Source organism: Pseudomonas sp. NFX5 (genome assembly GCF_049132125.1).
GTDB lineage: Bacteria > Pseudomonadota > Gammaproteobacteria > Pseudomonadales > Pseudomonadaceae > Aquipseudomonas > Aquipseudomonas marginalis.
Genome location: NZ_JAFMZG010000044.1, coordinates 204,358 through 230,376 on the forward strand (window position 1 = coordinate 204,358; position 26,019 = coordinate 230,376).

Here is a 26,019-nt window from a genome sequence, read left to right on the forward strand (position 1 = left end):
AAGGACCCATGAAAACGACCTTTGCCGATACGGCTCTACTGACCATCATCCTGCTGGCGATTTTCGTCGTGCCCAGTTCCATCTCGGGTACGGCGCTCGCGTTGCCGGCCATCGGCGCCGACATCCAGGCGCCGCTGACCAGCCTGCAATGGGTGGTCAATGCGTTCAACCTGGCGTTTGCCTGCTTCACCCTGGCGTGGGGCGCGCTGGCGGATCGGCTCGGGCGCAAACGCTGTTTTGTCGCCGGCGCTTCGCTGTACGTGGTGGCCTCGGTGCTGTCCGCCGTGGCCGAGAGCGCCTGGCTGCTGGATGCGGCGCGGGGGCTGGCGGGCATCGGGGCGGCGGCGATCTTTTCCTGCGGCATCGCGATTTTGTCCACCCACTTCAGCGGCCCGGCGCGGCTGCGCGCGTTTGCCCTGTTCGGCACCGTTGCCGGCCTGGGCGTGAGCCTGGGCCCGACCTTGTCCGGCCTGCTGCTGGACAGCGTCGGCTGGCGCGCGATTTTCTGGGCCCATGGGGTGACCCTGGTGATCGTGCTGCTGGGCAGCCCGTTGATTACCCGCGATGGCGTGCTGGCTGAACGCACCGCGCGCTTCGATGTGCCGGGGGCGACGCTGTTTGTGCTGGCATTGCTGGCGCTGATGGTGGCGATTGTGCAGGGTTCGCAATGGGGCTGGAGCAGCCGCGGTGTACTCGGCCTGGTGGCGGTCGCCGTGGTGCTGTTGGCGGTGTTTACCTGGCAGGAGCGTCGCCACCTGCAGCCGATGCTCGACCTGTCGCTGCTGGCGCGCGGGCCCTTTGTCGGCCTGGCGCTGGTCACCGTGGCGGCGTCGTTCGGCTTTGTGACCTTGCTCACGTACCTGCCGAGCTACCTGTTCGGCGTGCTGCAATTGAGCGCGACCCATGCGGGCCTGGCGATGTTGCTGCTGACGGTGCCGATGCTGTTTTGCCCGATCCTGGCGGGCAAGTGGGCGGCACGCGGGGTGTCGGCGATCGGCATTCTCAAGGCCAGCCTGATTGCGTTGCTGGTCGGTGTGGTGGCGTTGGCGCTGGTCAGCCAGGTCGGTGTGGCGCTGTGGCAACTGGCAGTGCCGCTGTTGCTGGTGGGCATTGGCATGGGCCTGTCGGCCGGGCTGGTGGATGGCCTGGCGCTCAAGACGGTGCCGGAGCAGAAGGCTGGGATGGCGGCGGGCCTGCTCAACACCTTCCGCCTGGGCAGTGAAGCGATTGCGGTGGCCTTGTATGGCTCGCTGCTGGCGACCTTGCTCGACAGCCAGTTGCGCGGCACGCTGAGCCGCCTGGCGCCCGACCCGGCGACCCTGCAACGCTGGATCGATGACGTCGCCGCCGGCAACCTCACCGGGTCCCTGCAAACCCTGGGCGCGGAGCAAGCGGCGACGGTGCACAGCCTGTTTATCGGCGGCTATGACAGCGCCTTCCACGGCGTGCTCTGGGCGCTGGCGGTGATTCTGCTGGTGCTGACCGTGGTGGTCACCTGGCTGGTGCGCCCCCTGCGCGAACAGGAACGCAGCGAGGCGCAACTGGCCACGCACTGAGCCACGCGCCGTACCGCCTGCGACAGCCGCAGGCGGTACTTTGGCGTGCCCGTAAAAGCGCCGAAGGTTATGCAAAAAATGCAGCTTGATGGCTTTTTTTATTCTTTTATCTGGTGAAGCCCCCTGGGGCAAACTGGACTCACCTGCCCGGACGCAGGTCTACCTCAAACCGACAGGCCCACCACCACTTGTCCGCTGGCGTGTGCAGTCCATGAAGATTATGGACCTATGGACCCGAATGCTTTGCTCAAGACCCGCCTTATCGGCCAGATTTTCCAGCAGCACTACAGCTGGTTGTGCGCGCGTTTGTCGTACCGCACCGGTTGCAGCCACAGCGCCGAGGACATCGCCGCCGAGACCTTCCTCAAGGTGTGGATGCTGCCCGACCCCACGGCCATTCGCGAACCGCGCGCGCTGCTGACCACCATCGCCCAGCGCCTGATGTACGAGAGCTGGCGCCGGCGCGACCTGGAAAAAGCTTACTTGCAGATCCTGGCCGACGTGCCCGAACACGTGCACCCATCGCCCCAGGAACAACTGATTCTGATCGAGAGCCTGCTGGCCATCGACCGACTGCTGGACGGCCTGTCGGGGCAAGCCAAGGCGGTGTTCGTGCACAGCCAGTTGGACGGCATGACCTACACGCAGATCAGTGAACGCCTGGGCCTGTCCCTGGGGCGCATCCACCAATTGATGACCCAGGCCCTGCGCGCCTGTTACCTGGGGTTGAGCGAGTGAGCAAACAGCCTTTGAACGACCCGGTGGCCGAGGAAGCCATCGGCTGGCTGGTGCAGATCCAGTCCGGCGACTTCAGCCCCGCCCAGCAGCAGGCGCTGGATGAATGGCGGGGCACCTCGGCCCATCATCGCCAGGTATACGCGCAACTGCTCGCCGGTCTCGATCAGCTCAAGGCCTCACCCTGGCGCGGGCGCTCCAGCGCGCAGTTGCTGCGCAGCCTGGAGCAACCCAACAGCCGTCGCGCATTCCTGCGTACCAGCCTGTGCGCGCTGGGATTGGCGGCGGGCGCGGGGTGGGGCTGGCGTTTTGAAGACGCGGGGCAGACCTACGCCACCGGCACCGCCGAGCGTCGCAGCTGGCAACTGGCCGATGGCAGCACCCTCAAGCTCAATGCCCGCAGCGAGGTGGTCTCGACGCAGGCCGGGGACGCGCACAGCCTTGAACTGCGCACCGGCGAAATGCTGGTGAACCTGCTGCGTCCGCTGCAGGTCAAGACCCGCGCCGCCCATATCAGTGCCACCACGGGCCGCCTGATGCTGAGTGAACAGGACGGCGCGATGCGCCTGGTCACCCTGGATGCCGATGCGGTGCTGCACTTCGACGGCGGTGCCCAGCAACGGGTGGCCATGCACCAGAGCACGCTGTTCGACCACCAGCGCATCCTCACCCAAGTGCCCATGGCCGCCACCGAAACCGCCTGGCTCGACGGCTGGCTGGTGGTGCGCAACCAGACACTGGCCAGCGTGGTGGAGGCGATCCGGCCCTACCGCAAGGGCATCGTGCGCCTGGATGCCGCGGTGGCGCAGCTGCGCGTGAGTGGCCGGTTCCCGCTGGATGATGCGCGCCAGACCCTGGAGGCCTTGGAGCAAAGCTTGCCGATCAGGGTGACGCAGTGGGGTGGGGTGCTGGTGTTGATCGGGGCGCGGGCCTAGGCGCATGGGGGGCTGAAGACCACTCCGCCACGCTGGCTGCCGGGGTTATTTCATGTCCCTTGCCTGCACCATTCATTCAGAGCATGCGGCGCAGCACGTCGTTGCGCGGATCGCGGTCGTAGAAGCGGTGCTTGAGGGCGCCTGCGACATGCAGCACGATCAGCACCAGCAGCGTGTAGGCGAGGACTTTGTGCAGCCACTGGAACACCACGAACCAATCGTCATTCTTCGGCAACAGCTCCGGCAGGTTGACCCCGAAAAAGAACACCCCGTCGCTCATCGTAAAGGTGCTCGACATGGAGTACCCCATCAACGGCACGATCACCAGCAGGACATACATGACGCGCTGCGTCAGGCGTGACAGGAAGCGTTCATATCCGGCCAGGGTTTCCAGTGGCTGCGGCAGCCTGGGGGTACGAAAGCGCACGGCAAGCTGAGTCAGCACCACCAGGAACGTCAACACGCCGAAGGACTTGTGCCACGGGTAATAGAGCTCGAATTTGCTCGCCACCTCATCATTCATGCCGGTCATATGCCAGCCTGCCCAGAGCAGGCCCAGCACCAGTACTGCCCGCAGCCAGTGCAACAGGCGCAGGGACGTCGGGTAGCGATCGATTGTCGGTTGATCCATTGGGTTCATATCAAGCTCTCCAGGGAGCGATGCACGGTGGAATGGCCACCCTCGACGTTGGAGGGTGGCTCGGTCAGGACAGCGCGTGTGCTCAGGCCGGCAGCAGCACGGTGATGACTTTCTCCTCGGTGTAGGCCAGCGCGCCGCTGAACCCGCCTTCACGCCCGATACCGCTGGTCTTGACGCCGCCCCAAGGCAGGTTGGCGTCCAGCGGGCTCCAGCAGTTGATACCGACGGCGCCGGCCTTTACCGCCGCCGCCACACGGTGCGCCCTGGCCAGGTCGCCGGTCCAGACCGTGGCCGCCAGGCCGTAGGTGCTGTCGTTGGCGAGGGCGATCGCTTCGTCTTCGCTGTCGAACGTGATCAGCGTGCCGACCGGCCCGAAAATCTCGTCCCGGGCGATGTCCATGTCGTTGCGGGCGTTGGCGAAGATCGTCGGGCGCACGAACCAGCCTTGCTCGGGCGTCGAGACGCCGCCGGCCAGCAGGGTTGCCCCCTGGTCGATGCCCCGCTGGATGTAGCGGTTGACGCGATCGAACTGGGCTTTCTTGGCCACCGGGCCCATCTGTACCCCGGGCTCGCGCGGGTCGCCGACGTTCACTGCGTGTGCGGCCTCGGCCAGCGCGGCGCCGAAACGCTCGGCGAGGCTGCGCTGCACCAGGATCCGCGAGCCGGCGGCACACACCTGGCCCTGGTTGGCGAACAGGCCGAGTGCACAGCCGCGCAGGGCATCGTCGAAGGACGCATCGTCGAACACAATCTGCGGGCTCTTGCCGCCCAGTTCCAGGGCCACGCGCTTGAACAGCACGCCGGCCGTGCGCTGGATTTCACGCCCGGCCTCGGGGCTGCCGGTGAAGCTGATCTTGGCCACATCCGGGTGCTCGCACAGGGCGCGACCGACTTCGTTGCCGTAGCCGGTGACCACGTTGATCACGCCGTCCGGGAAGCCGGCTTCCTGCGCCAGCAGCGCCAGGTGCAGGGCCGACTGCGGGGTTTCCTCCGAAGGCTTGACCACCACGGTACAGCCCGCCGCCAGCAACGCGGCGAGCTTCCACACGGTGATCATCAGCGGCGAGTTCCAGGGCACGATGGCACCGACTACGCCGACGGGCTCGCGCACCGTGTACGACAGGGTTTTGGTGCCGAAGTAACCGCCGGTGGGAATGGTGCGACCTTCGAGCTGATTGGCCCAGCCGGCGGCGGCGCGCAGGTTGGCGATCGCGTTGGGCAGGTCCATCCGGCGCGGTTCGATGGGCGAGCGGCCGATGGCATTGGCGTCCAGATCGGCCAGCCGTTCGCTGTCGCGCTCGACCAGGTCGGCCAGTTTCGCCAACAGTCGGCCACGCTGGGCGCCGCCGAGTTGGCTCCAGTCGCCCCTTTCCAGTTGGTGGCGTGCCGCCGCCACGGCACGTTCCACGTCTTCGCGGGTGCCACGGGCGGAGCTGCCATACACCTGCTCGGTCACGGGGTTGACCAGGTCGAAACGGCGCCGGTCGAAGGCTTCGCAGGGCGTACCTTCGATGAAATGATTCAAGTGCTCAGTCATGTTGCGGTCCTCGAGTAGTGGGCAGGCTCACGCCTTGAGGGACGCCAGGGCGTCGCCGAAGATGTCCAGGGCCTTGAAGAACAGTTCGCGGGAGATCGTCAGCGAGGGCATCACGCGCATCACGTTGCTGTAGCGGCCGCAGGGGATCATCAGCACGCCGTGGTTGAGCAGGTAGCCCATCAACTGGCCGATCTTTTCGCCCGCCAGGGGCGCCTTGGTGAGCGGATCCTCGACCAGTTCGATACCGATCATCAGGCCGCGCCCGCGCACTTCGCCGACCAGCGGGCTGTTGAAGCCGCGAATATGCGCCTGGGCTTCCAGCCCCAACGTGTGGGCGCGGTTGAGCAGGTCGAGTTGTGGATCCTGCAGGATGCTGATGTTGGTCAACGCCACGGCCGCCGACAACGAGTTGGCGGCAAAGGTGTTGGGCATCGAGCCGTCGGGAATCTTGGCCGCCAGGTCCGAACGCATGATCAGCCCGGCCATGGGCAGGTCGCTGCCGATGCCCTTGCCGAAGGTGAGCATGTCGGGCTTCACGCCGGAATGTTCGACCGCCCACATCTTGCCGGTGCGTCCTGCACCGGATTGCACTTCATCGACAATCAGCAATGTGCCGCTGCGGTCGCAGGCCTGGCGCAGCAATTGCAGGAATTCCGGCGAGGGTGGCACGTAGCCGCCTTCGCCCTGCACCGGCTCCACGATCACGGCCGCCACGTCATCGGCGGCGGTATAGGGGGTGTTCAACAGGTAGTCGATGTACTCGCCGGCGATCTGCTCGGCGCTTTTGTGGGTGGTGTCGAAGGGGAAACGGTAGGCGTACGGGTAGGGTGCGTGGATCACGCCCCCCATCTGGGCACCGAAGCCCTTGCGGTAGGCGGTGCCGGTGGTCAGCGCGCCCGAGGCATGCCACACGCCGTGGTAGCCGCCATGGAAGGCGATGATCTGGTGGCGTCCGGTAATGCGCCGGGCAAACTTGATCGCGGCCTCCAGCGCATCGCTGCCGCTCTGGGTGAAGAAGGTCACGCAGTCGCCACGCAAGCCATCGGGGGCGATCTCGGAGAGCTTGGCCGCCAATTCGGTGCGCCGCGTGCTGTTGATTTCCAGGGCGTGCATCAGCACTTCGGACTGTTCGCGAATCGCCTGCACCACTTTGGGGTGGCAGCGGCCGACGCTGCTGACACCGACGCCGGCGGACAGGTCGATGTAGGTGTTGCCGTCGGGGTCTTTGAAGGTCGCACCGAAGGCGCGGTCCATGGCCACCGGCATGCGGCCGCCGCCGCGTGCCATCGACTCGGTGCGCGCCGACAGCGCCAGGGCCTCGCGGGTCTTGGGGCCGGGCAGTGTGCCGGAGACAATGTGCGGGGCATCCGCGAAGTGCAGGGCTTGAAAGTTGGCTTCACTCATGACGGTCTCTCTGGAATGTCGATTTAAGTGTGCCGATCATCTCCGCCGCGGGTTCCCGGCCGGTAGCCCGAATCGGCACATGAGACGCGGGCATTCCAGCGCATAAACAATTTGCAGGATGTGACCGATGTGCGAGTATCAAAGGCATCGGCGATCTAAAAACAAGAATGTTGGTAGAGGCACACCCCCCAATGAAAAACCAGACGATCAGCCATTTCCGCGATATCCACGTCCACGCAGCCACCATCCAACAGTGGAGCCAGGACTACAGCCAGCTCACCGCCGGTTCGGCCGAGAGTTCGCTGATGCAACTGACGACGACCGGTTGCCACCTGTTCCTCGAGCAGATCAACCAGCGTGTGGTGCAGAACGGCGTGGCGCCTCGCGACAAGATGTGCTTTGCGGTGCCGATCAATGTGCCCGGCTCGGTTCGCATGCAGGGCCGCGAGGTGGATGACAGCAGCCTGTTCTTCCTCCACGGTGGAGAGGAGTTCATGTTCCATATGCCGATGGGCATGGAGCTTTTGTCCATTACCTTTGAGCGTGAATTGTTCGAAGAGGCGCTGGAACAGACGGCGTCGGCGAAAGAACTCAATCGGTTGCTGCGCCAACCGGTGATAAAGGTGTCTCCCCAGCGTTTCGTCCAGGCCCGGCGTCGATTGCTGGCATTGTTCTCCGAGGCCCTGGTAAACGATGACCTCGACTACACGCGCGAGCGTGAGTCGGCGCTGGAACAGGCCATGCTCGGCGAGCTGCTGCAACTGATGACCGACCCGGCCTGTGACAAGCAGCAGCGCAGCCCCAGTTCCACGCGCAGCTTTATCGTCGAGAAATGTCATCGCCTGGCCACGACCGAAATGATCGACGTGCCCAGCGTGATCGATTTGTGCCAGCGTCTCCAGGTGAGTCGGCGCACGGTGCAGAACAGCTTCCGCTCGGTCGCCGAGACCACACCGCTGAATTACCTGCGCTCAGTGAGGCTCAACGGCGTACGCCGAACCTTGATGTCTACCCGGGCATCCGAGCTGTCGATTGGGGATGCCGCCGCCCAGTGGGGCTTCTATCACCTGAGCCATTTTGCCGCGGAGTACCAGGAGCTGTTCGCGCAGTTGCCGTCCCACACGACCCGCGCCGCCATTACCGGCAACGTGCGCGCCTGAACCCAAGCCTTTAGCAAGATCTGAATCAGCCTGCGTCGTCCGCTCGGGATGTGCAGGTGTTTCGCCGTGGGCGCTTGCGTTACCGATTTGGGATACCGGCACGCTGTCGGGCAGGCATAGGATCGATGCCAGCGTGCAACAAGAACGACAAGCTATTCGGTACCGGTCGACAGCCGGCTGCACCGATCCTACAGCGACTGCCTCATACAATAAGGTCAACAGCATGAGTGTATCCAACTCGATCAACAGCTCCACGGAGCTCAAGCGTGGCGCCCTGGGTGTGGGCTTTATCATCTTCTTCGTGGTATCGGCGGCAAGCCCGCTGAGTGTGATCGCCGGCGGCTTCCCCATCGGCATCATGCTGGGTAACGGCGCGGGCACCCCGGCGTTGCTGATCCTGGCCTTGCTGGTACTGCTGGCGTTCTCGGTGGGTTACACCACCATGGCGCGCCACCTGACCAATGCCGGCGGTTTCTACGCGTTCACCGCCCGTGGGCTGGGCGGCCTGGCCGGTGGCGCGGCCGGGGTGCTGGCGATGTTTGCCTATAACATCCTGCAGGTCGGCTTGTACGGCATGTTCGGCGGGGTGGTCAGCGGCACCATGGAAGCCGCCTTCGGCCTGGTGCTGCCGTGGTGGTCCTATTCGCTGATGGCGATGGCAAGCATCGCGATCCTGGGGTATCGCAAGATCGACCTGTCCGCGCGGGTATTGTCGGTGATGGTGATCGCCGAGTACCTGGCGATCCTGGTCCTGGATTTCGCCATTCTCAAGTCCGGTGGCGACAGCGGCATCAACCTGGATTCGTTCAGCAGCCGCCATGTGTTCAGCGGCACGCCGTCAATCGGCCTGCTGTTCTGCTTCGCCGCCTTTATCGGCTTCGAGGCCACCACCATCTACGGTGAAGAAGCCCGGGACCCGCAGCGCACCATTCCGATTGCGACCTACTGCTCGGTGTTGCTGATCGGCGGTTTCTACGCGTTGTCGGTGTGGTCGATGGTGGTGGGCGTGGGTGCGGACAAGATCGTGCCGATGCTGCAGGCCTTGCAGGACCCGACCACGTTTATCTATGGCATGTCCGACCACTTTGTCGGCCCGCAACTGACCCAGGTTATCCGCGTGCTGTTCATGGTCAGCATCTATGCCGGCCTGCTGGCCTTTCACAACGCCGCCGCCCGTTACTTCTACGCCATCGGCCGTGACGGCTTGTTGCACAGCCAGTTGGGCACCACCCATCGGGTGCACCAGAGCCCGCATATGGGCTCGGTCTTGCAGAGCCTGATCTCGGCCGTGGTGGTGTTGATTTTCGCAGCGCTGGATGCCGATCCGATCCTGCAGCTGTTTGCCTGGCTGTCCAACCTGGCCACGCTGTGCGTGATCCTGCTGATGGCGCTGACCTCGGCCGCGGTGCTGGTGTTCTTCCGGCGCCATCCGCAGCTCAAGGTCGGGCTCTGGCGTGGGCAGATCCTCCCCGGTTTCTCGTGCCTGGCGCTCGTGGCCGTGCTGGTGTTGGCGGTGGTGCATTTCGATGTGCTGACCGGTGCCAGCCAACTGCTGTCCTACGGCCTCTGCGCGATCATTCCCCTGGCGTTGCTGGGCGGTGTATTCCTCGCGGCGCGGCTGCGCAAGGCGTCGCCGCAGCGGTTCCTGGCCTTGGGCAGCCACAAGCTTTAAGGCGTGGGCGGTGGTGTCTGCCTGCTCAGCCTGACCAGCAGCGCGTGGTCAAGGCTGTCGAAGGGTCAACCAGGCTGGAATGACCACGCCTGCCGAGTAGGCCCCGCTGGAAATAATCCCGAGGATCAGCCAGCGGCGTGGATAAATCATGGGTTAACTCAATGTTGGAGAGTTGAAAGGCGGCCACTGCAGCTCAGTCAGACGGCACGCCATTACACGCGGAAATGCCCGACCAGCTGTTGTTGGTGATTGGCCATCTGATGCAATGCGTCACTGGCCTGCGACGCCTCGTGCATGCGCCCGGCGAGTGTTTCGCTGATACCGCGGATGTCGCTGACGCGATGGCTGATATCGTCCACCACGCTGCTCTGCTCCAGGGCCGCACTGGCGATCTGCTGATTCATTTGTTCGATCACATCCACGGCCTGGGAAATATGCCCCAGCGCAACCCGGGTCTGTTGCACCTGGAGCACGCTGCCGCCCGCTTGCTCGCGGCTCAGTTGGGTACTGTGCACCACCGCCTGGCTCAGCTGTTGCAACGTTTCGATCACCGTGCGTACCTGTTCGACCGAACTCTGGGTGTTGCTGGCCAGGTGCCTGACTTCATCGGCCACCACCGCAAAACCGCGACCCTGTTCGCCGGCCCGGGCCGCTTCGATGGCCGCATTCAACGCCAGCAGGTTGGTCTGTTGCGCGATGGCGCTGATCACGTCCAGTACCTGACCGATCTGGTTGCTGCTGTCGGCCAGGGCGTTGACTTGCTGGAGGGTGGTTTCCAGGCGTTGGTCGAGGGCCTCGATGCTGCGTTCGGTGGTGGAGAACACCGCCTGGCCTGAGCGGCTCGCGTTTTCGGCGGCGGTGGCGGCGTCGGCGGCGCTGTGGGAGTGACGGGCCACTTCCTGGGCACTGGCGCTCATTTCGTGCAACGCGGTGGCGGCCAGCTCCACTTCGCGGTATTGGCGCTGCATGCCGGCGCTGACTTCGCGGGCAATACCGGAGGAGGTGTCGGCGCTGTCGCGGGTGTCCAGGGACGCGGTCTGGATGGCGCGAATAATCGGCTGCAAGGTGTCGAGGAAACGGTTGAAACCATTGGCCAGGCGGCCCAGCTCGTCGCGTCGCCCGAGGGGCAGGCGCTGGGTCAGGTCCCCGTCGCCCTCGACAATGGCATCGAGCAGCTCGGCCATCTTCAGCAATGGGCGAGTCACGCCGTAGGCCGCCAGCCAGATCAGCAGCATCCCAAGGCTGCTGGCCAGGATGCCCAGGCCAAGGTTGAGCCAATTGGACTCACGGCTTTTGTCGTCCAGTTCGCTCTGCATCTGCCGGGCGGACGCCTGCACCCGTGCCTGCGGGACCTTGATCTGCAGTTGCCAGGCTGGAGTGCCCGCTGCCGTTTGCACGGCTTGGCGGATGTCCAGGGTTTCCCCCGCGACATCGCCGCTGCGTCCCGCCACTTGACCCGAAGCCGACACCAGGGTGACCTGGCTGTCGCCCTGGTAGAGGTCCTGGCTGAGGTTGGCGGCCAGTTTCTGCAAGGTGTCGAGGCTGATGTCCATGCCCACCACGCCGAGCACGTTGCCGTCGACGATCAGGGGGATGGAAATGCTGCTCATCAGGGCTTTATGGCCTTCCACTTCGATGGTGTACGGCTCGACCACACACACCTGTCGTTGCGCCTGAGGGCAAGCGTACCAGGCGTTTGCCGGTGCGCTGCCGGGGGGCGCAGTGTTGGCGGCGATTTGTGCCTCGCTCAACACCTCCTGCACCAGTTGACCCGGCTGGCTCTGGGACCAGTACAGCGCAAAGCGCCCGGTTTCATTCCCGGCCAGGGCGCGTTGGTCGCGCCAGTCGGCGTCGCTGCCGGCCAGTGCATCGGGCAGCATGATCACGTACAGGCCGAGGACTTTTTCGCGCTGCCTGAGGGCTTCTCGGGCGATGCCGACCAGGGCTTGACGCAATTGCACGACCGTCAGGCGTCCATTGAGGGTTTGCTCGCGCAGTTGCAGAACCTGCTGGGCGAACCCTTCGCCATACAGCGCGGTTTCATTGAAAAACCGCTCCACCTGTTGGCCATGAGCCACGGCTTGGGCCTGCAAGCGTTCCAGCGCGGCCTGTGTCAGCAACGCGCTGCTCTGCTCTTTGAGCAGCTTTGCACTGGTTTGATTCTGGTAGGCGCTGGCGCCAATCAGCGCGCCCACGACTGCCAGCAGGCAAAGTCCGCTCAGCAGGGTGATACGCCATTGGAGGGTGAGATGGGCTGGACGCATGGCTGGGGCTTCCTACGGGGGCGTTGGCGGTGATGGGCACGTTCTTATTCTTGTTGCCGGCATCCGCGCATAGCACGGGTGAGGCTAGGGTGCGGGCATGACAGGCCGGGCGGCTATCCCAAATCGGCAACAGCGCGAGGAGGGATCGGGCGGCCCCGACCTGTTTTGGGGCGGGGCTTTGGATGCTACCGATTTGGGATAGCGAGCCGTTCCAGGGCGGGCATAGGATCAAATTCAGCGCGCAACTAAAACAAAACGCTAACCGGTGCCGATGCGGTGTGGTCGGGCCAACCCAAAAGCGACTGCCTCATACAATAAGGTCAACAACATGAGTGTATCTATCCCGGTCAACAGCTCTACGGAGCTCAAGCGTGGTGCCCTGGGTGTGGGCTTCATCATCTTCTTCGTGATATCGGCGGCAAGCCCGCTGAGTGTGATCGCCGGCGGCTTCCCGATCGGCATCATGCTGGGCAACGGTGCCGGTACCCCGGCGTTGCTGATCCTGGCCTTGCTGGTGCTGCTGGCGTTCTCGGTGGGTTACACCACCATGTCGCGCCACGTGACCAATGCCGGTGGCTTTTACGCGTTCACGTCCCGTGGCCTGGGTGGCCTGGCGGGCGGTGCCGCTGGGGTGCTGGCGATGTTTGCCTATAACATCCTGCAGGTCGGGTTGTACGGGATGTTCGGTGGTGTGGTCAGTGGCACCATGGAAACCGCCTTCGGCCTGGTGCTGCCCTGGTGGGCCTACTCGCCGATGGCGATGGTGAGCATCGCGATCCTGGGCTATCGCAAGATTGACCTGTCGGCGCGGGTGCTGTCGGTGGTGGTGATCGCCGAGTACCTGGCGATCCTGGTCCTGGACTTTGCCATCCTCAAGTCCGGCGGCGACAGCGGCATCAACCTGGACTCGTTCAGCAGTCGTCATGTGTTCAGTGGTACGCCGTCAATCGGCTTGCTGTTCTGTTTCGCCGCCTTTATCGGCTTCGAGGCCACCACTATCTACGGCGAAGAGGCCAGGAACCCCAAGCGCAGTATCCCGATTGCCACCTACTGTTCGGTGTTGCTGATCGGTGGTTTCTACGCGTTGTCGGTGTGGTCGATGGTGGTGGGCGTGGGGGCGGACAAAATCGTGCCGCTGCTGCAGTCCCTGCAGGACCCGACCACCTTTATCTATGGCATGTCCGACCACTTTGTCGGCCCGCAGCTGACCCAGATCATCCGCGTGCTGTTCATGGTCAGTATTTATGCCGGGCTGTTGGCCTTTCACAACGCCGCCGCGCGTTACTTCTACGCCATCGGCCGCGACGGCCTGTTGCACAGCCTGCTGGGCACCACCCATCGCGTGCACCAGAGCCCGCATATGGGCTCGGCGTTGCAGAGTTTGATCGCTGCGGTCGTGGTGCTGATATTTGCCGCGATGGATGCCGATCCGATCCTGCAACTGTTTGCCTGGCTGTCCAACCTGGCCACGTTGTGCGTGATCCTGTTGATGGCGCTGACCTCGGTGTCGGTGTGCGTCTACTTTCATCGCCATCCCGAGCTTAAGGTCGGGCTGCTGCGTGGACGGATCCTGCCCGGTATTTCGTGCCTGGCGCTGGTGATGGTGCTGGTGTTGGCGGTGGTGCATTTCGATGTGCTGACCGGTGCCAGCCAACTGCTGTCCTACAGCCTCTGCGCGATTATTCCGGCGGCCTTGATCATCGGCATCGTGCTCGCCGCGCGACTGCGCAACAGCTCGCCGCAACGCTTCCTGGCCTTGGGCAGCCACAAGCTTTAAGGCCCCCGCGTTTTTATCGCTCGACTAACCAGACAATCGCAGCCTGCCGTTGCTCGGCATGGCGCGCCAGCGTGTGAAAGGAAGGTTTCAAATGCACAACTATAAAATGCTCATCGATGGGATCCAGGTGGCCGGTGAAGAAGGCCGGTTCGATGTGATCAACCCGGCCGCCGGTACGGCATTCGCCCAATGCCCGGCCGGTTCACTGGGGCAACTTGACCAGGCGGTGAACGCCGCGCAATTGGCTTTCAAGAGCTGGCGCCACAGCAGCCACCCTGATCGCTGTGAACGTTTGTTGGCGATTGCCGCCGATATCGAGCAGGAGGCCCCATCACTGGCCCGGCTGATTGTGCTGGAACAGGGCAAGCCGCTGGAGTTGGCCTTTTCCGAGGTCATGGGCGCCGCCGCCTGGACCCGCTACGCGGCCGGGCAGGAAATTGCGGTGGAACGGGTGGAAGAAACGCCCACCCAGCGCATTGAGCTGCACCGCAAACCCTTGGGCGTGGTGGCGTCGATCACCCCCTGGAACTGGCCGTTCATGATCGCCGTCTGGCACATCATGCCGGCGCTGCGTGCCGGCAACTGCGTGATCAGCAAACCGTCGAGCCTGACGCCGCTGAGCACCCTGGGCCTGGCCGAGATCATTGCCCGGCATGTGCCCCGTGGCGTGATCAACTGCGTGACCGGCGAGCAGGGCTTCGGCAGTGCGATCACCTCGCACCCGGGGATCCAGAAGATCGTGTTCACCGGTTCCACGGCCACCGGGCAAAGCGTGATGCGCGGTGCCGCCAGCAACCTCAAGCGCCTGACCCTGGAACTGGGCGGTAACGACGCCGCCATCGTGTTGCCCGGCACGCCGGTGGAGGCGGTGGCCGAGGCGATCTTCCAGGCGGCCTTTCTCAACATGGGCCAGACCTGTGCTGCGCTCAAGCGCCTGTATATCCATGAGTCGCAGTACGAGGCTTTTGCCGACGCGCTGATGCACATTGCGGCGCGCCAGGTCGTGGGCGACGGCCTGGACGCCGGTGTCACCTTCGGGCCGGTGCAGAACCTTGAGCAACTGGAACTGGTGGAAGCCCTGGTCGATGACGCACGGGCCAACGGTGCGCGGGTGTTGTGCGGCGGTGCGCGTCTGGACCACCCCGGGTTTTTCTATCCACCCACCCTGGTGGCGGACGTGACCGACGGCCATCGCCTGGTGGACGAAGAACAGTTCGGCCCGGTGTTGCCGTTGATTGCCTACCGGGATGTCGAGGATGTCCTGAAGCGCGCCAATGCCGGTGACATGGGCCTCGGCGGCTCGGTCTGGGGGCTGGATGTCGAGCAGGCCCAGGCCTTGGCCAGTCGCCTGGAGAGTGGTGTGGCGTGGGTCAACTGCCACGCCCAGATCCAGCCGAACACGCCGTTTGGCGGCAGCAAGATGTCGGGGTTCGGTGTCGAGTTCGGTCTGGAGGGGCTGCTGGAGTTCACGGGGCAGCAACTGTTGTTTGTGCGCAAGCAGGCTGTCGAAGAAGGAGTTTGAGCCATGCGTTATCTATCCCGTCATCCCGTATTCGGTTGCACGCTTGTGTGCACCCTGGCGCTCGGCGCTATCAGTCAGGTGCGCGCTTATGAGCTGTACAGCGATGAGAGCCGTCACCTCAACGCCGACATGACCGCGGTGTTCGGTCAGTTCAACAGTCGCAAGAACTACGATGGCACGCCGGGCGGCTCCAGTTGGCGTGAAGGCTTTATCAAGTATGGCTTGAGTGGCGACCAGGCACTCGGCGGCATTGGCCGCGCCTACGGGGCATTTGCCCTGGTCAGCTCCGCCACGTGGGGCGATGGCGATCCGGGTGGCAACAGCCTCGGCACCGAGCGCACCACGAAGATTGAAGACGCCTACCTGGGCTGGCGCTCCGGCGATCTGTTCCCGGCGCTCGGTCAAGACGGCGTGGATATTTCCGGCGGGCGCCAGGTGGTCAAGGTCGGCCGAGGGTTCCTGATCAACGACGATGGGCTGAACCCGGGCAAGGGCCCGGCGGATGGCACCTTGAACCGTGGGGGCGCCTACTACCTGGCGGCCCGGCACGCGTTCGACCAAACCGCGGTGGTGCGCCTGGGGGGGCAGGATGGCCTGCACGGCAGTGTGCTGTGGCTCAAGTCCGATAACCGTATCCAGGCCGAAACCGAACTGGCCGCCGCGACCCTGGACTACACCGCCCGGCCGGGGACGCTCGGCTTGACCTGGGTGCACGGCCTGGACGTGAACGATCAATGGGCCAGCGACTTTCAACGCCAGCGCAAGGGCATGAATGTCTACAGCGTGCGCGGTGAGGGCGATGCGGGCATCCCCAACGTCAGCCTGGCCTTCGAGTACGCCTGGCAGGACAAGGACGCGGGGCCAGAAAAAGCCTGGTACGGCGAAGCGGGCTACACCTTCGCCGATATCGCCTGGGCGCCCAAGGTGACGTATCGCTACACCCGCTATTCGCAGAACTGGGATGCACTGTTCACCGGCCAGAGCACGGGCTACGGCACCTGGTTCCAGGGCGAAGTGGCCGGCAATTACGCCGGGCCGTTCAACACCAATACCCGCATCCACCATGTCGGGCTGAAGGCAACCCCACTGGAAAACCTGAGCCTGGGCGCGCTGTATTTCGACTACGCCACCGTGCGCAAAAGCAACGCGTTGAACCTCGATGGCCGTGAGTTGGATGTGTACGCCGAGTGGGCGGTCAACCCGCACTTGATCATCACCCCGCTGGTGGGGTTGTACACACCCAGGCAGGACGCGACCACCGGGGGCAACCAGGTCGGCGGCAACGGCACCAACCTGTACAGCCAGTTGACGCTGGCCGTGCCGTTCTGAGCATGACGCCTAGGGGGCGGTGTGGCTCGGCGGGTTGCGCATGTTTTCGGCAATCCGCCGGGTGGTGTCCATGACCATTTCGATCACGGTTTCCTGGCGCAGCAGCTTGAAGTTCTGGGTGGTGCCGACGGCCGACAGGCTGCCGACCACCTCGTCGAGGTCCGCCTGGATGATCGGCGCAGCGATACCGGTCAGGCCCAGGTTGAGTTCGTCGTGGGTCAGGCAGTAGCCGTCCTTGCGGATTTTTTTCGCGGCCCTGGAGAAGCCCGCCCAGTCATACGGGCTGTCCGGGTCGTTGGCCATGTGCTCGTCGAACAGGCGTTGCAGGCGGCGTCCTTTCTGGAAGGCGATCAAGACCTTCGATTGTGCCCCGCGGAAAAACGGCAGCGGTTGCCCGCGCCCGAACGCGAAGTGATAGGTGTCGGTGGGTTCGGCGATGTAGGTGTTGATGATGCGCCCGTCGTAAAACACGCTGGCGAACACCGCCAGGCCCGTTTGCGCCGACAGCTCGTGCATCAGCTCGCGCCCGGCGAGAAGGATCGGGTCGTACTGGCGCATCATCCAGTCCAGCTCGATGACCCGCGGGCCCAGGCCGTAGCTGCCGGCGTCCACGCGGGTCAGCAGGCCGGCGTCACACAAATCCTTGACGTAGCGGTACACGGTCGCCCGTGACAGGCCCATGCGCTCGGCAATGGTGTCGGGGTCGATCTTTAGCATTTGCGGACCGAACAGGTCGAGGATGCTCAGCAATTTGCTCAGGCTGCTCATTGTGTTCCTAAAAGAAAGGGAAGGGCGCTTGTGGCGTCCCCACGGGGAGCCGGTTGCCCAAGCGCTGGCGCAACACTACCGCAGTGAGAGAAAAACGCAATCGCGGGTTAGATTTTAAGGGTGTTTAAGTCGCATAAATCTCACTTAATGAGAAAAACAAACATAAAATGCTTGTTGGTTGCGGATTTGTATGTGATAAATCTCATCACTGCAAATGCTCAAGCAAGAGGGCTGAAAATGAATGGTGCGCAACTGATAGTGAATGCGGCAGCGGCAAGCGGTATCGAGTACTGCTTCGCCAACCCCGGGACCACCGAGATTCCCCTGGTGGCCGCCATGGCCAGCGCACCTGCTCTCAAGCCGGTGTTGTCGCTGTTCGAAGGGGTCTGCACGGGGGCTGCGGACGGCTATGGCCGGATCGCCGGCAAGCCGGCCATGACCCTGACCCACCTGGGGCCGGGCTTTGCCAATGGCATCGCCAACCTGCACAACGCGCGTCGGGCCAATACGCCGATCGTCAACGTCATCGGCGATCACGCCTCCTGGCATGTCAACTACGATCCGCCCTTGGCCAGCGACATCCAGGCCCTGGCCGGTGCCGTTTCCGGTTGGGTGCGCACCTCGCGCACCGCTGCCGGTATCGGTGAGGATCTGCAGGAAGCCGTGCGTGCGGCCTGGCAGGCCAAAGGCCAGATCGCCAGCCTGATCCTGCCCATGGACCTGCAGGCCCACGCAGTGACCCATAACGGTGTATTCGCCCCTCTGCGCGCACCGGTTCGTCGGTTTGCCGGTGACCGGGTCGAAACCGTGGCGCAGGCATTGCGTGACGGCCAGCGGCTGGTGTTTATCGTCGGCGATGAGGGCTTGTCGGTCGCGGGCCTGGAAGCGGCGGGACGCCTGGCGCAACTGCCCGGCGTGCGCCTGTTTGCCGAGACCTTTCCGCGCCTGAGCTACCGTGGCGGTGGCTTGCCCGACCTGGATCGCCTGCCGTATTTCCCGGAAGTGGCGATTGAAATCCTTGAGCAGTACGACCTGGTCATCTGTGCAGGCGTGCCGGAGCCCATCAGTTACTTTGGCTACGAAGGCATCCCGTCGCGCCTCGCCGAGCGTGAGCGCCTGCTGAGCCTGGCCGAGGTCGGTGACGATGTCGCCGGCGCGTTGACGGCGCTGGCCGATGCCCTGGCTGCACCGGCCTACGTGCCGACGCCGGAGGGCATCGAACTGCCGCCCGGCCATGCCGAACTGACACCGCAGTCGATCGGCCAAGTGCTCGCTGCGTCACTGCCCCACGACAGCATTGTCTCGGTCGAGGGCGGCACCTGCGGCTACCCGTTCTTTACCGCCTCCGCCCGCGCCGCGCGGCATCGGGTATTGACCAATACCGGTGGCGCGATCGGCCAGGGGATTCCGGTGGGCTTCGGCGCCGCTTTGGCGGAACGCGGCAATAGCGTGTTCTGCCTGCAATCCGACGGCAGTGCCCAGTACACCATCCAGACCCTGTGGAGCATCGCACGCGAGCAGTTGCCGGTGGTGATCCTGATTGCCGCCAACCATCGCTACGCGATTTTGCAGAACGAGCTGCGCCGTTTCGGCATGACCGAAATGGACCCCCAGGCCCTGCGCCTGACCGTGCTCGACAACCCGCGTATCGACTGGAAGGCCCTGGCCAAAGGCTACGGAGTACCGGCCTGCACGGTCCAGACCAATGCCGAACTGCAACGGGCCCTGGCCAATGCCAAGGCCGACCGTGGCCCTTGCCTGATCGAAATGGCGCTGTGAAGGAGTCGACTATGCATCCGCTCGAATTATTACCTGCCGTCCAGGCATTCCTGGCGCAGCCCGGTCGCCTGTTTATCGGCGGCACCTGGCAGGACGCCGTCGGCGGTCGTCGCTTTGCCGTGGAAAACCCGGCCACCGAACAGACCCTGGCCGAAGTCGCCCAAGGCGATGAACGCGATGTGAATGCGGCCGTTGCGGCCGCCCGCGCAGCCTTCACCGGCACGTGGGCCTTGCAGTCACCGGCGCAGCGCGGCCTGTTGCTGTTTCGCCTGGCCGATCTGTTGGATCAGCACCGCGAGGAACTGGCGCAACTGATCACCCTGGAGAACGGCAAGCCTATCGCCAACGCGCGCGGTGAGGCGGCCAGCGCGGCAAACATCATTCGCTACTTCGCCGGCTGGCCCACCAAGATCGAAGGCAGCACGCTGCCCGTATCCCCGGCCAGCGGCGCGCCGATGCTCAACTACACGTTGCGCGAACCGGTGGGGGTCTGCGCGCTGATCGTGCCGTGGAACTTCCCGTTGACCATGTGCGTGTGGAAGCTCGGCCCGGCGTTGGCCACCGGTTGCGTGGCGGTGCTCAAGCCCGCCGAGCAGACCCCGCTGGTCGCGATCCGCCTGGTGCAACTGATCGAGGCCGCAGGTTTCCCCGCCGGCGTCGTCAACCTGATCACCGGCCTGGGTGCCGACACGGGTGCACCGCTGGCACAGCACCCCGACGTGGACAAGATCGCCTTTACCGGCTCGACCCAGGTTGGGCGGCTGATCGCCCAGGCGGCCACCGGCAACATGAAAAAGGTCTCGCTGGAACTGGGCGGCAAGTCGCCGAACATCATCCTGCCCGACGCCGACATTGTGCGCGCCGCCAAGGGGGCCGCCGATGGGATTTTCTACAACCAGGGCCAGGTGTGCACGGCTGGCTCGCGCCTGTATGTGCACGCCAGTGTGCTCGACCAGGTGCTCGAAGAATTGCAGCGCCATGCCGCCGCCTATGTGCTGGGCAATGGCCTGGACCCGGCCAACAGCATGGGGCCGTTGGTGTCTGCGCGGCAGTTGAACACGGTCAAGGGTTACCTGCAGCGGGGCCGGGAGGAGGGTGCCGAACTGATCTGTGGCGGCGAGCGCCCCGCGCACCTGGAGCGTGGGCACTTCATTCAACCGAGCGTGTTCCTCGACCGTGCCGAGCGCGCCTGCGTGGCCCGCGAAGAAATCTTCGGCCCGGTACTGACCGTCATGAGCTGGACCGACATCGACGACCTGGTGCTGCGCGCCAACGATTCGCCGTATGGCCTCGCCGCCGGCCTGTGGACCCGCGACCTGCGCTCGGCGCACCGCGTGGCGGCACAGCTCAAGGCCGGCTCGGTATGGATCAACTGTTGGAACGTGGTCGATCCCTCTTCACCGTTCGGTGGCTACAAACAATCCGGCTGGGGCCGGGAAATGGGCAAGAACGTGATCGATGCCTACACCGAGACCAAAAGCGTGTTTGTCGATCTGGCCTGAACTGAATAATCACACGAGGTAATTGCTATGGATCTGGAATTGAAAGGCCGCGTGGCCATTGTCACCGGTGGCGGTATGGGCATCGGCAAGGAAGTCGCACGTTTTCTCTCCGAGGAAGGCTGCAAGGTGGTGATCTGCGCGCGGCGCATGGCGTTCCTGCAGCTGGCGGCCGAAGAGATCAGTGCACAGACCGGCAATGAAGTGCTGCCGCTGTTCTGCGACACCAATGACATGAAGGCCGTGTCGGAGATGGTCGAGGCGGCTCACAAGCATTTCGGCCGCATCGACATCCTGGTCAACGGGGCCGCGGCGCCATCGGGTGTGGTGCGCAATGACATCGAACACGCCGGCGACGATGAACTGCTGTCGGACCTCAACACCAAGGTGATCGGCTATTTCCGCTGCGCCAAGGCTGTGACCCCGCACATGAAGGCGGCCGGCTTCGGACGCATCATCAACATCGGCGGCCTCACCGGGCGCAGCAGCAAGGTGCTTTCGGGCATGCGCAACCTGGCGATCGCGCACATGACCAAGACCCTGTCCGACCAGCTCGGCCCGTCGGGGATCACGGTCAACCTGATCCACCCGGGCGTGGTGGATACCCCGCATATCCAGGAGCTGTACGACCGCGAAGCCGTCAAGCAAGGCAAGACCGCGCAGCAGGTCGAGCAGGCCTATATCGACGCGACACCGATTCGCCGCACCCTCGCACCGATTGAAATGGGCTGGCTGATCGGCTTCCTGGCATCGCCAAAAGCTGGCGCAGTGACGGGCGAATCCATCGGCATCGACGGTGGCTTGACCCGTGGCATCTATATCTGAGGAGTATCTGTGATGAGTAACGGAACCCTTTTGGTCGCCACCGTCGGGCAAGCGGTGATCCGCAGTGCCGACGATGGCCGTACCTGGCATCGCCTGGGCCTGGGGCAGGACCTGGAGTTCGATGCGATCACCCGATCCTTGAGCCTGCACCCCGACACGCCCGAGCGGATCTATGCCGGTACCGATGTGGGCTTGTGTGTGAGCCACGATACCGGTGGGCATTGGCGGCGCATCGATTCGCCTTTCAACGGGCAAACCGTGTGGAAAGTTGCGGTTGACCCGCAGGATGCACAACGCATTTTCGTCGGCACCGGCGCGCCTTCGCGTGCCGTGTTGTGGCGCACCCTGGACGGCGGCCTGAGCTGGGATCGCGCCCCGGTGGAAATCCCCGAGTTCTGCGACGGCGTCAGCCGCCCACGCCTGCTGGCCTTCGCCTATGACCCCACTGACCGCAACCAGCTGTGGTTCGGCCTGGAGGAGGGCGGGCTGTTCCATTCCCGTGACGGCGGCGACAGTTGGACCCGCGTCGACGACCGGCTGCTGTGGGACTACAACTCCGACGTCCACAACATCCTGGTGCTGCCCAACCACGGCGAGAAAGTGATTGTGGTGGTCTGCGTCAATGCGGTGTACCGCAGCCTGGACGAGGGGCTGACCTGGACCGGCATCATCGGTCGCGAAGCCTTCGGCCTGTACTACATCCGCGCCATGAACGCGCCGTTGGGCACGCAGAACGAGCTGTACCTGAGTATTTCCGATGGCACCCCCGGCACCACCAGCAAGATCCTGGTGTCCCGTGATGCCGCACTCACTTGGAACGTGCTGCCGCTGCCACAGCAGCCCAACTCCTGTGTCTGGGCGATTGCCTTCAACCCGGCCAACCCACGACAGATCGTGGCGGGCACCAAGTACGGGCATTTGTTCACCTCCGACAATGGCGGTGACGGCTGGCAGAAGCATTGGCGGGAATTCAGCGAGATCGCTGATGTGCTCTGGACGCCTGCGGTTGCGCAGATCAAGTCCGGGCATCAATCCATCGTCAAAAAGCACTGAGGGATAACGCCATGAAGATCGAGATCCTGCGGACTCACTTATCGCTGTGGGTCAGTGACCCTGACGTGTCGGCACGCTGGTACGCCGACATCCTGGGCATGCACGAAAGTGCCCGGGGCGAGAGCTGGGTCATGATGGCATTTGGCGGCAAGCACCACGACATCGCCCTGATTCGCGCCGACCCCGGCGCCCATCAAGGCGGGTTGGGCCTGCAGCACTACGGCCTGGAAATCGCCGGGGACATGACCACCCTGCGCCAGCTCTACGGCATGTTGCTGGGCAAGGGCGTCGAGGTGGTGAAGATCACCGATCACGAGATCGGCCATGGCGTGTATTTCAACGACCCCGACGGCAATCGCATGGAGTTCTTCCTCGAGACCGAACACGACGATGCGCGCGGCAAGGCCCGGTTCAAGGCCGCCGGCGCGCCGAGCCGACATTTCAACCTGGATCCACTCGACCCACTTTGAGGCAACCCTGATGAAAACCGCGAATTTTGCTACGTATCACATCCGCAAATGGTACAGCTTTGTCGAAGAAACCCTGGCCAACGAAACCGGCCAGCTGGCCGATGGCGAGCCCCTGTTCAAGTACGCGATCGCCGCCGTGATCGCCAACCCCTATGCCGGTCGCTACAGCGAGTCGCTCGCCGAACTGGTCGACCCATCGCCGTTGCTGGGCGAAGAGTTTGGCCGGCGCATACAGGCACTGGCCGGTGCCCATGAGATTGTCAGCTATGGTAAGGCGATCCTGGTGGGCAGCGCGGGCGAATACGAGCACGGTAACGCGTTCCTGACCAACCCGGCCGCCGATCCGATTCGCGTCGCGCTGGGCGGTGGCAAGTCGTGGGTGCCTTCCACCGGCAAGCGCGGCGGCCCGGGTTCGACCATCGACGTACCCCTGGCGCACAAGGATGCGCTCTACGTACGTTCCCACTACGACAGCATGTCGCTGATGTTCGGCGACGGCCCCGCGCCGGACGAAGTCATCGTGATCTGGGCCTTCGCCACGCGCGGGCGCCTGCACGCACGGCTGGGTGGCCTGCGTGCCGAAGACATCCAGGGCGTTGACGGGCTGCACTGATGACACGCGTGCGGGCCTTGGCAACGCCGGTTTAAAACCACAACAAGAAAGCGGTGAACAGCGATGAAGCAGGAGAAGACCCAGGTTGTGATTGTCGGGGGCGGGCCCAATGGGATCACGGCCGCGCACTATATGGGGATGTACGGTATCGACTGCGTCGTCCTTGAGCTTGCCGACTGCATACTGCCTTACCCACGCGCGGTGGGCATGGATGATGAAGCGCTGCGCGTGTTGCAGGCCATCGGCATCGCCGAATTGGCAGTACGTGACATGATCTGCGATGTGCCGCTGCGTTATTACAACGCGCGGGGCGTGTGTTTTGCCGAGGTCAAGCCAAGTGCCGCGCAGTACGGCTGGCCGATGCGCAACATCTTCATGCAGCAGTTGCTCGAAGGCACGCTGCGCGAAACCCTGGGGCAGCGCAGCACTGTGGTGTTGCGCCAGGGCCATGAAATGCTGGAGCTGGAACAGGATGGGGAGGGCGTGACCTTGCAGGTCCGCGATGCCCAGGGCGAGGTCTATCAGCTGCGCGCCGATTACGTGATCGGCGCCGATGGCGGGCGCTCCACCGTACGCAAAAAGCTGGGCGTCGAACTGCTGGGGCTGACCCATGCGCGCAAATGGGTGGTGGTCGATACCGCCAATGACACCCTGGATGCGCCTTACACCGCCCTGCACGCCGACCCGCAGCGGCCCTTCGTGTGCATCTACCTGCCGTACCAGCAGCGGCGCTGGGAATTCATGCTGATGGAGGGCGAGGACGAGGCGAAGATGTGTGACGAGAACACCATTCGCGACCTGATCCGTGGGCATATCGGCGACGCCGTGGACGCGCTGAATATCATCCGCATCCGCGCCTACACCCACCATTCGCGTGTGGCGGCGCGGTTTGTCCAGGGGCGTGTGGCACTGGTCGGCGATGCCGCGCATATATCGCCACCCTGGGCCGGGCAGGGCCTTAATTCCGGGTTGCGCGACGTGGCCAACGTGGCCTGGAAACTGGCCGCGATCATCCAGGGGCGTGCGGCCCATGGGATCCTCGCCAGCTACGACCAGGAACGTCGCGGGCACGCCACCGAACTGGTGGCCCTGGCCGACAATATGGGCACGGTACTGGGGCTGACCAACCCGTTGATGGCCGGCGTGCGCGACTGGTTGTTCCAGGCGGTGAACAGCGTCGATAACCTGCGTTCGCACCTGCTGGAGTTCAAGTTCAAACCCAAGGCCACCGTCACCAAAGGACTGGTCTATCACGAACGTGCCGAACTGCGTGAAGACGACCTGGTGGGCCAGCTGTTTGTGCAGCCGTTTATCGAAGACGCCCAGGGCCAGCGTCGGCGCCTGGATGACGTGCTGGGCAATTCCTATGCGGTGCTGGGTTACCGGGTCAATCCCCGTGAGCCACTGAGCGAAGACATGGCAAGGTTCTGGGCGCGCTGGGACACGCGCTTTATCCAGGTCAATCGCTCGCGCAGCGGCCTGGGCCGCCACCAGCCCTTGACGGCCACGGACGCCATCAGCGTGGAGGATGTGGATAACCGCCTCGGCGAATGGTTCTCCAGGGTGCGTGACTGCGTCGTCGTGGTGCGTCCTGACCGGTTTGTCGCCGCCATTACCACGCCTGAGCGACTTGACGCGGTATTACGCAAGTTAGCGGGGCAGCTGTCATGAGCATCGATACGGGCGTATTGAATCAGTTAGACCAGGCCACGCGTGCGGTGCAAGCGATTGCGCCACTGGCCCCCGAAGCGTTGGACCTGCGCGGCGGCTACGCCCTGCAACGCCAGGCTCTGGATGCGCGCCTGGCGGCGGGCGAACAGTTCAGCGGTTGGAAGATCGCCTTCGCCGGCAGCGCCGCGCAACGGCGCTTCGGCATTGACGAACCGGTGTATGGCGGCCTGACCGACGCGATGTGCGTGCAGCCGAACACGGCGGTGGCGCTGTCGCGGTTGATCCAGCCCAAGCTGGAGATCGAAGTGGCGATTGTGCTGGGACGCAGCCTCGCGCCCGGTGACTACAGCGATGAACAGATCCTGGACGCGATTGCCGAAGTGGCGCCGGCGTTCGAGATTGCCGACTGCCGTTGGCAGGGCTGGGCGTTCGGGGTCGGAGCCTTTCTTGCCGACAATGCGGCGGCGGGGCTGTATTGCCTGGGGCCACGAAGCGCGTTCGATGCCGTCGCGCACACCCACGTCGCCTATCGCCTGGAATGTGCCGGCGCGCTGTGCGGCGAAGGCGATACCGAGGGCCGGGAGGACTCGCCGCTGACCAACCTGTGCTGGCTGGTTCGCCGTCTGCTGGCCGACGGTCAGCCGGTGGAGGCCGGGCAGGTGGTGCTGTCCGGTGCGTTGTTGGCGCCCATGGATATCCAGCCCGCCACCTACCGCCTACAGATGTTTGGCACGGAACTGGCTTTGCTTTTCACCGCGGACACCACCCCCGTGTAAGCGACAGCTGCCGTCATGGATGACTTGAGTCCCC

General features: G+C 64.2%; 21 protein-coding genes and 1 pseudogene. 16 read left to right on the plus strand and 6 right to left on the minus strand.

The window, feature by feature from the left end; genetic code table 11:
- Positions 1 to 8 precede the first annotated feature (8 nt).
- The 3 genes from J1N02_RS28930 to J1N02_RS28940 all read left to right on the plus strand — a co-directional run bounded on the left by J1N02_RS28930 (position 9) and on the right by J1N02_RS28940 (position 3,226).
- The gene (locus tag J1N02_RS28930) at positions 9 to 1,556 is read left to right on the plus strand and encodes an MFS transporter (RefSeq protein ID WP_146476285.1); all 1,548 of its coding nucleotides are present in this window, start codon (positions 9 to 11) and stop codon (positions 1,554 to 1,556) included.
- A gap of 228 nt (positions 1,557 to 1,784) precedes the next feature.
- Positions 1,785 to 2,294 carry a sigma-70 family RNA polymerase sigma factor gene (locus tag J1N02_RS28935; protein ID WP_065927404.1) on the plus strand — a complete coding sequence of 170 codons (510 nt, stop codon included), beginning with the start codon at positions 1,785 to 1,787 and terminating at the stop codon, positions 2,292 to 2,294.
- A complete protein-coding gene (locus J1N02_RS28940) occupies positions 2,291 to 3,226 on the plus strand; it encodes a FecR family protein (protein ID WP_051429377.1) in 936 nt (311 codons plus the stop codon). Before J1N02_RS28935 ends, J1N02_RS28940 begins: the two co-directional genes overlap by 4 nt.
- Positions 3,227 to 3,302: 76 nt before the next feature.
- Here J1N02_RS28940 and J1N02_RS28945 read toward each other — a convergent pair whose 3' ends face one another.
- The 3 genes from J1N02_RS28945 to J1N02_RS28955 all read right to left on the minus strand — a co-directional run bounded on the left by J1N02_RS28945 (position 3,303) and on the right by J1N02_RS28955 (position 6,807).
- Positions 3,303 to 3,866: a cytochrome b gene (locus J1N02_RS28945; RefSeq protein ID WP_065941653.1), complete on the minus strand. Its 564-nt coding sequence runs from the start codon at positions 3,864 to 3,866 to the stop codon at positions 3,303 to 3,305.
- An 82-nt stretch (positions 3,867 to 3,948) separates the two neighbouring features.
- Entirely contained in the window at positions 3,949 to 5,403 is a 1,455-nt protein-coding gene (locus J1N02_RS28950; protein ID WP_098479422.1) for an aldehyde dehydrogenase family protein, read from the minus strand.
- 27 nt (positions 5,404 to 5,430) lie between these two features.
- On the minus strand, positions 5,431 to 6,807 hold the full coding sequence (locus J1N02_RS28955) for an aspartate aminotransferase family protein (RefSeq protein ID WP_065927426.1): 1,377 nt from the start codon (positions 6,805 to 6,807) through the stop codon (positions 5,431 to 5,433).
- Between the two features lie 191 nt (positions 6,808 to 6,998).
- Between J1N02_RS28955 and J1N02_RS28960 the strand changes: the two genes are divergently transcribed.
- Positions 6,999 to 7,967: a helix-turn-helix domain-containing protein gene (locus J1N02_RS28960; RefSeq protein WP_027606688.1), complete on the plus strand. Its 969-nt coding sequence runs from the start codon at positions 6,999 to 7,001 to the stop codon at positions 7,965 to 7,967.
- Positions 7,968 to 8,190: 223 nt separating this feature from the next.
- A complete protein-coding gene (locus tag J1N02_RS28965; protein ID WP_027606687.1) occupies positions 8,191 to 9,639 on the plus strand; it encodes an APC family permease in 1,449 nt (482 codons plus the stop codon).
- 212 nt (positions 9,640 to 9,851) lie between these two features.
- Here the strand turns inward: J1N02_RS28965 and J1N02_RS28970 are convergent, their stop codons facing one another.
- Together J1N02_RS28970 and J1N02_RS28975 are read right to left on the minus strand one after the other, a co-directional pair.
- Complete coding sequence (locus tag J1N02_RS28970; protein WP_421148292.1) at positions 9,852 to 10,607, minus strand: methyl-accepting chemotaxis protein; 756 nt, start codon at positions 10,605 to 10,607, stop codon at positions 9,852 to 9,854.
- Between the two features lie 102 nt (positions 10,608 to 10,709).
- Positions 10,710 to 11,903 (minus strand): annotated as a pseudogene (locus J1N02_RS28975) (HAMP domain-containing protein); the annotation flags it as partial.
- A gap of 328 nt (positions 11,904 to 12,231) precedes the next feature.
- On the opposite strand from J1N02_RS28975, the gene J1N02_RS28980 reads away from it, so the two are divergent.
- From J1N02_RS28980 to J1N02_RS28990, 3 genes are all read left to right on the plus strand, one after another.
- Complete coding sequence (locus J1N02_RS28980) at positions 12,232 to 13,680, plus strand: APC family permease (protein WP_421148137.1); 1,449 nt, start codon at positions 12,232 to 12,234, stop codon at positions 13,678 to 13,680.
- Positions 13,681 to 13,771: 91 nt separating this feature from the next.
- The gene (locus J1N02_RS28985; RefSeq protein ID WP_421148138.1) at positions 13,772 to 15,202 is read left to right on the plus strand and encodes an aldehyde dehydrogenase family protein; all 1,431 of its coding nucleotides are present in this window, start codon (positions 13,772 to 13,774) and stop codon (positions 15,200 to 15,202) included.
- A 3-nt stretch (positions 15,203 to 15,205) separates the two neighbouring features.
- Positions 15,206 to 16,531, plus strand: a complete 1,326-nt coding sequence (locus tag J1N02_RS28990; RefSeq protein ID WP_421148139.1) for a hypothetical protein — start codon at positions 15,206 to 15,208, stop codon at positions 16,529 to 16,531.
- Between the two features lie 9 nt (positions 16,532 to 16,540).
- Here J1N02_RS28990 and J1N02_RS28995 read toward each other — a convergent pair whose 3' ends face one another.
- The gene (locus tag J1N02_RS28995; RefSeq protein ID WP_065941646.1) at positions 16,541 to 17,299 is read right to left on the minus strand and encodes an IclR family transcriptional regulator; all 759 of its coding nucleotides are present in this window, start codon (positions 17,297 to 17,299) and stop codon (positions 16,541 to 16,543) included.
- 237 nt (positions 17,300 to 17,536) lie between these two features.
- Here J1N02_RS28995 and J1N02_RS29000 point away from each other — a divergent pair, with 237 nt between their 5' ends.
- The 8 genes from J1N02_RS29000 (at position 17,537) to J1N02_RS29035 (ending at position 25,985) form a co-directional block, all read left to right on the plus strand.
- A complete protein-coding gene (locus J1N02_RS29000) occupies positions 17,537 to 19,078 on the plus strand; it encodes an acetolactate synthase large subunit (protein ID WP_027606681.1) in 1,542 nt (513 codons plus the stop codon).
- An 11-nt stretch (positions 19,079 to 19,089) separates the two neighbouring features.
- On the plus strand, positions 19,090 to 20,580 hold the full coding sequence (locus J1N02_RS29005; RefSeq protein WP_146476290.1) for an aldehyde dehydrogenase family protein: 1,491 nt from the start codon (positions 19,090 to 19,092) through the stop codon (positions 20,578 to 20,580).
- Positions 20,581 to 20,607: 27 nt separating this feature from the next.
- On the plus strand, positions 20,608 to 21,402 hold the full coding sequence (locus tag J1N02_RS29010) for an SDR family NAD(P)-dependent oxidoreductase (protein WP_027606679.1): 795 nt from the start codon (positions 20,608 to 20,610) through the stop codon (positions 21,400 to 21,402).
- Positions 21,403 to 21,414: 12 nt separating this feature from the next.
- Positions 21,415 to 22,455: a WD40/YVTN/BNR-like repeat-containing protein gene (locus J1N02_RS29015; protein WP_027606678.1), complete on the plus strand. Its 1,041-nt coding sequence runs from the start codon at positions 21,415 to 21,417 to the stop codon at positions 22,453 to 22,455.
- Between the two features lie 11 nt (positions 22,456 to 22,466).
- Complete coding sequence (locus J1N02_RS29020; protein ID WP_012724261.1) at positions 22,467 to 22,925, plus strand: VOC family protein; 459 nt, start codon at positions 22,467 to 22,469, stop codon at positions 22,923 to 22,925.
- A gap of 10 nt (positions 22,926 to 22,935) precedes the next feature.
- Entirely contained in the window at positions 22,936 to 23,538 is a 603-nt protein-coding gene (locus J1N02_RS29025) for an amino acid synthesis family protein (RefSeq protein ID WP_027606677.1), read from the plus strand.
- Between the two features lie 63 nt (positions 23,539 to 23,601).
- Positions 23,602 to 25,209, plus strand: coding sequence for a bifunctional 3-(3-hydroxy-phenyl)propionate/3-hydroxycinnamic acid hydroxylase (locus J1N02_RS29030; protein ID WP_421148140.1), 1,608 nt, complete (start codon positions 23,602 to 23,604; stop codon positions 25,207 to 25,209).
- Positions 25,206 to 25,985 carry a 2-keto-4-pentenoate hydratase gene (locus tag J1N02_RS29035; protein ID WP_027606675.1) on the plus strand — a complete coding sequence of 260 codons (780 nt, stop codon included), beginning with the start codon at positions 25,206 to 25,208 and terminating at the stop codon, positions 25,983 to 25,985. Before J1N02_RS29030 ends, J1N02_RS29035 begins: the two co-directional genes overlap by 4 nt.
- Positions 25,986 to 26,019: the final 34 nt, after the last annotated feature.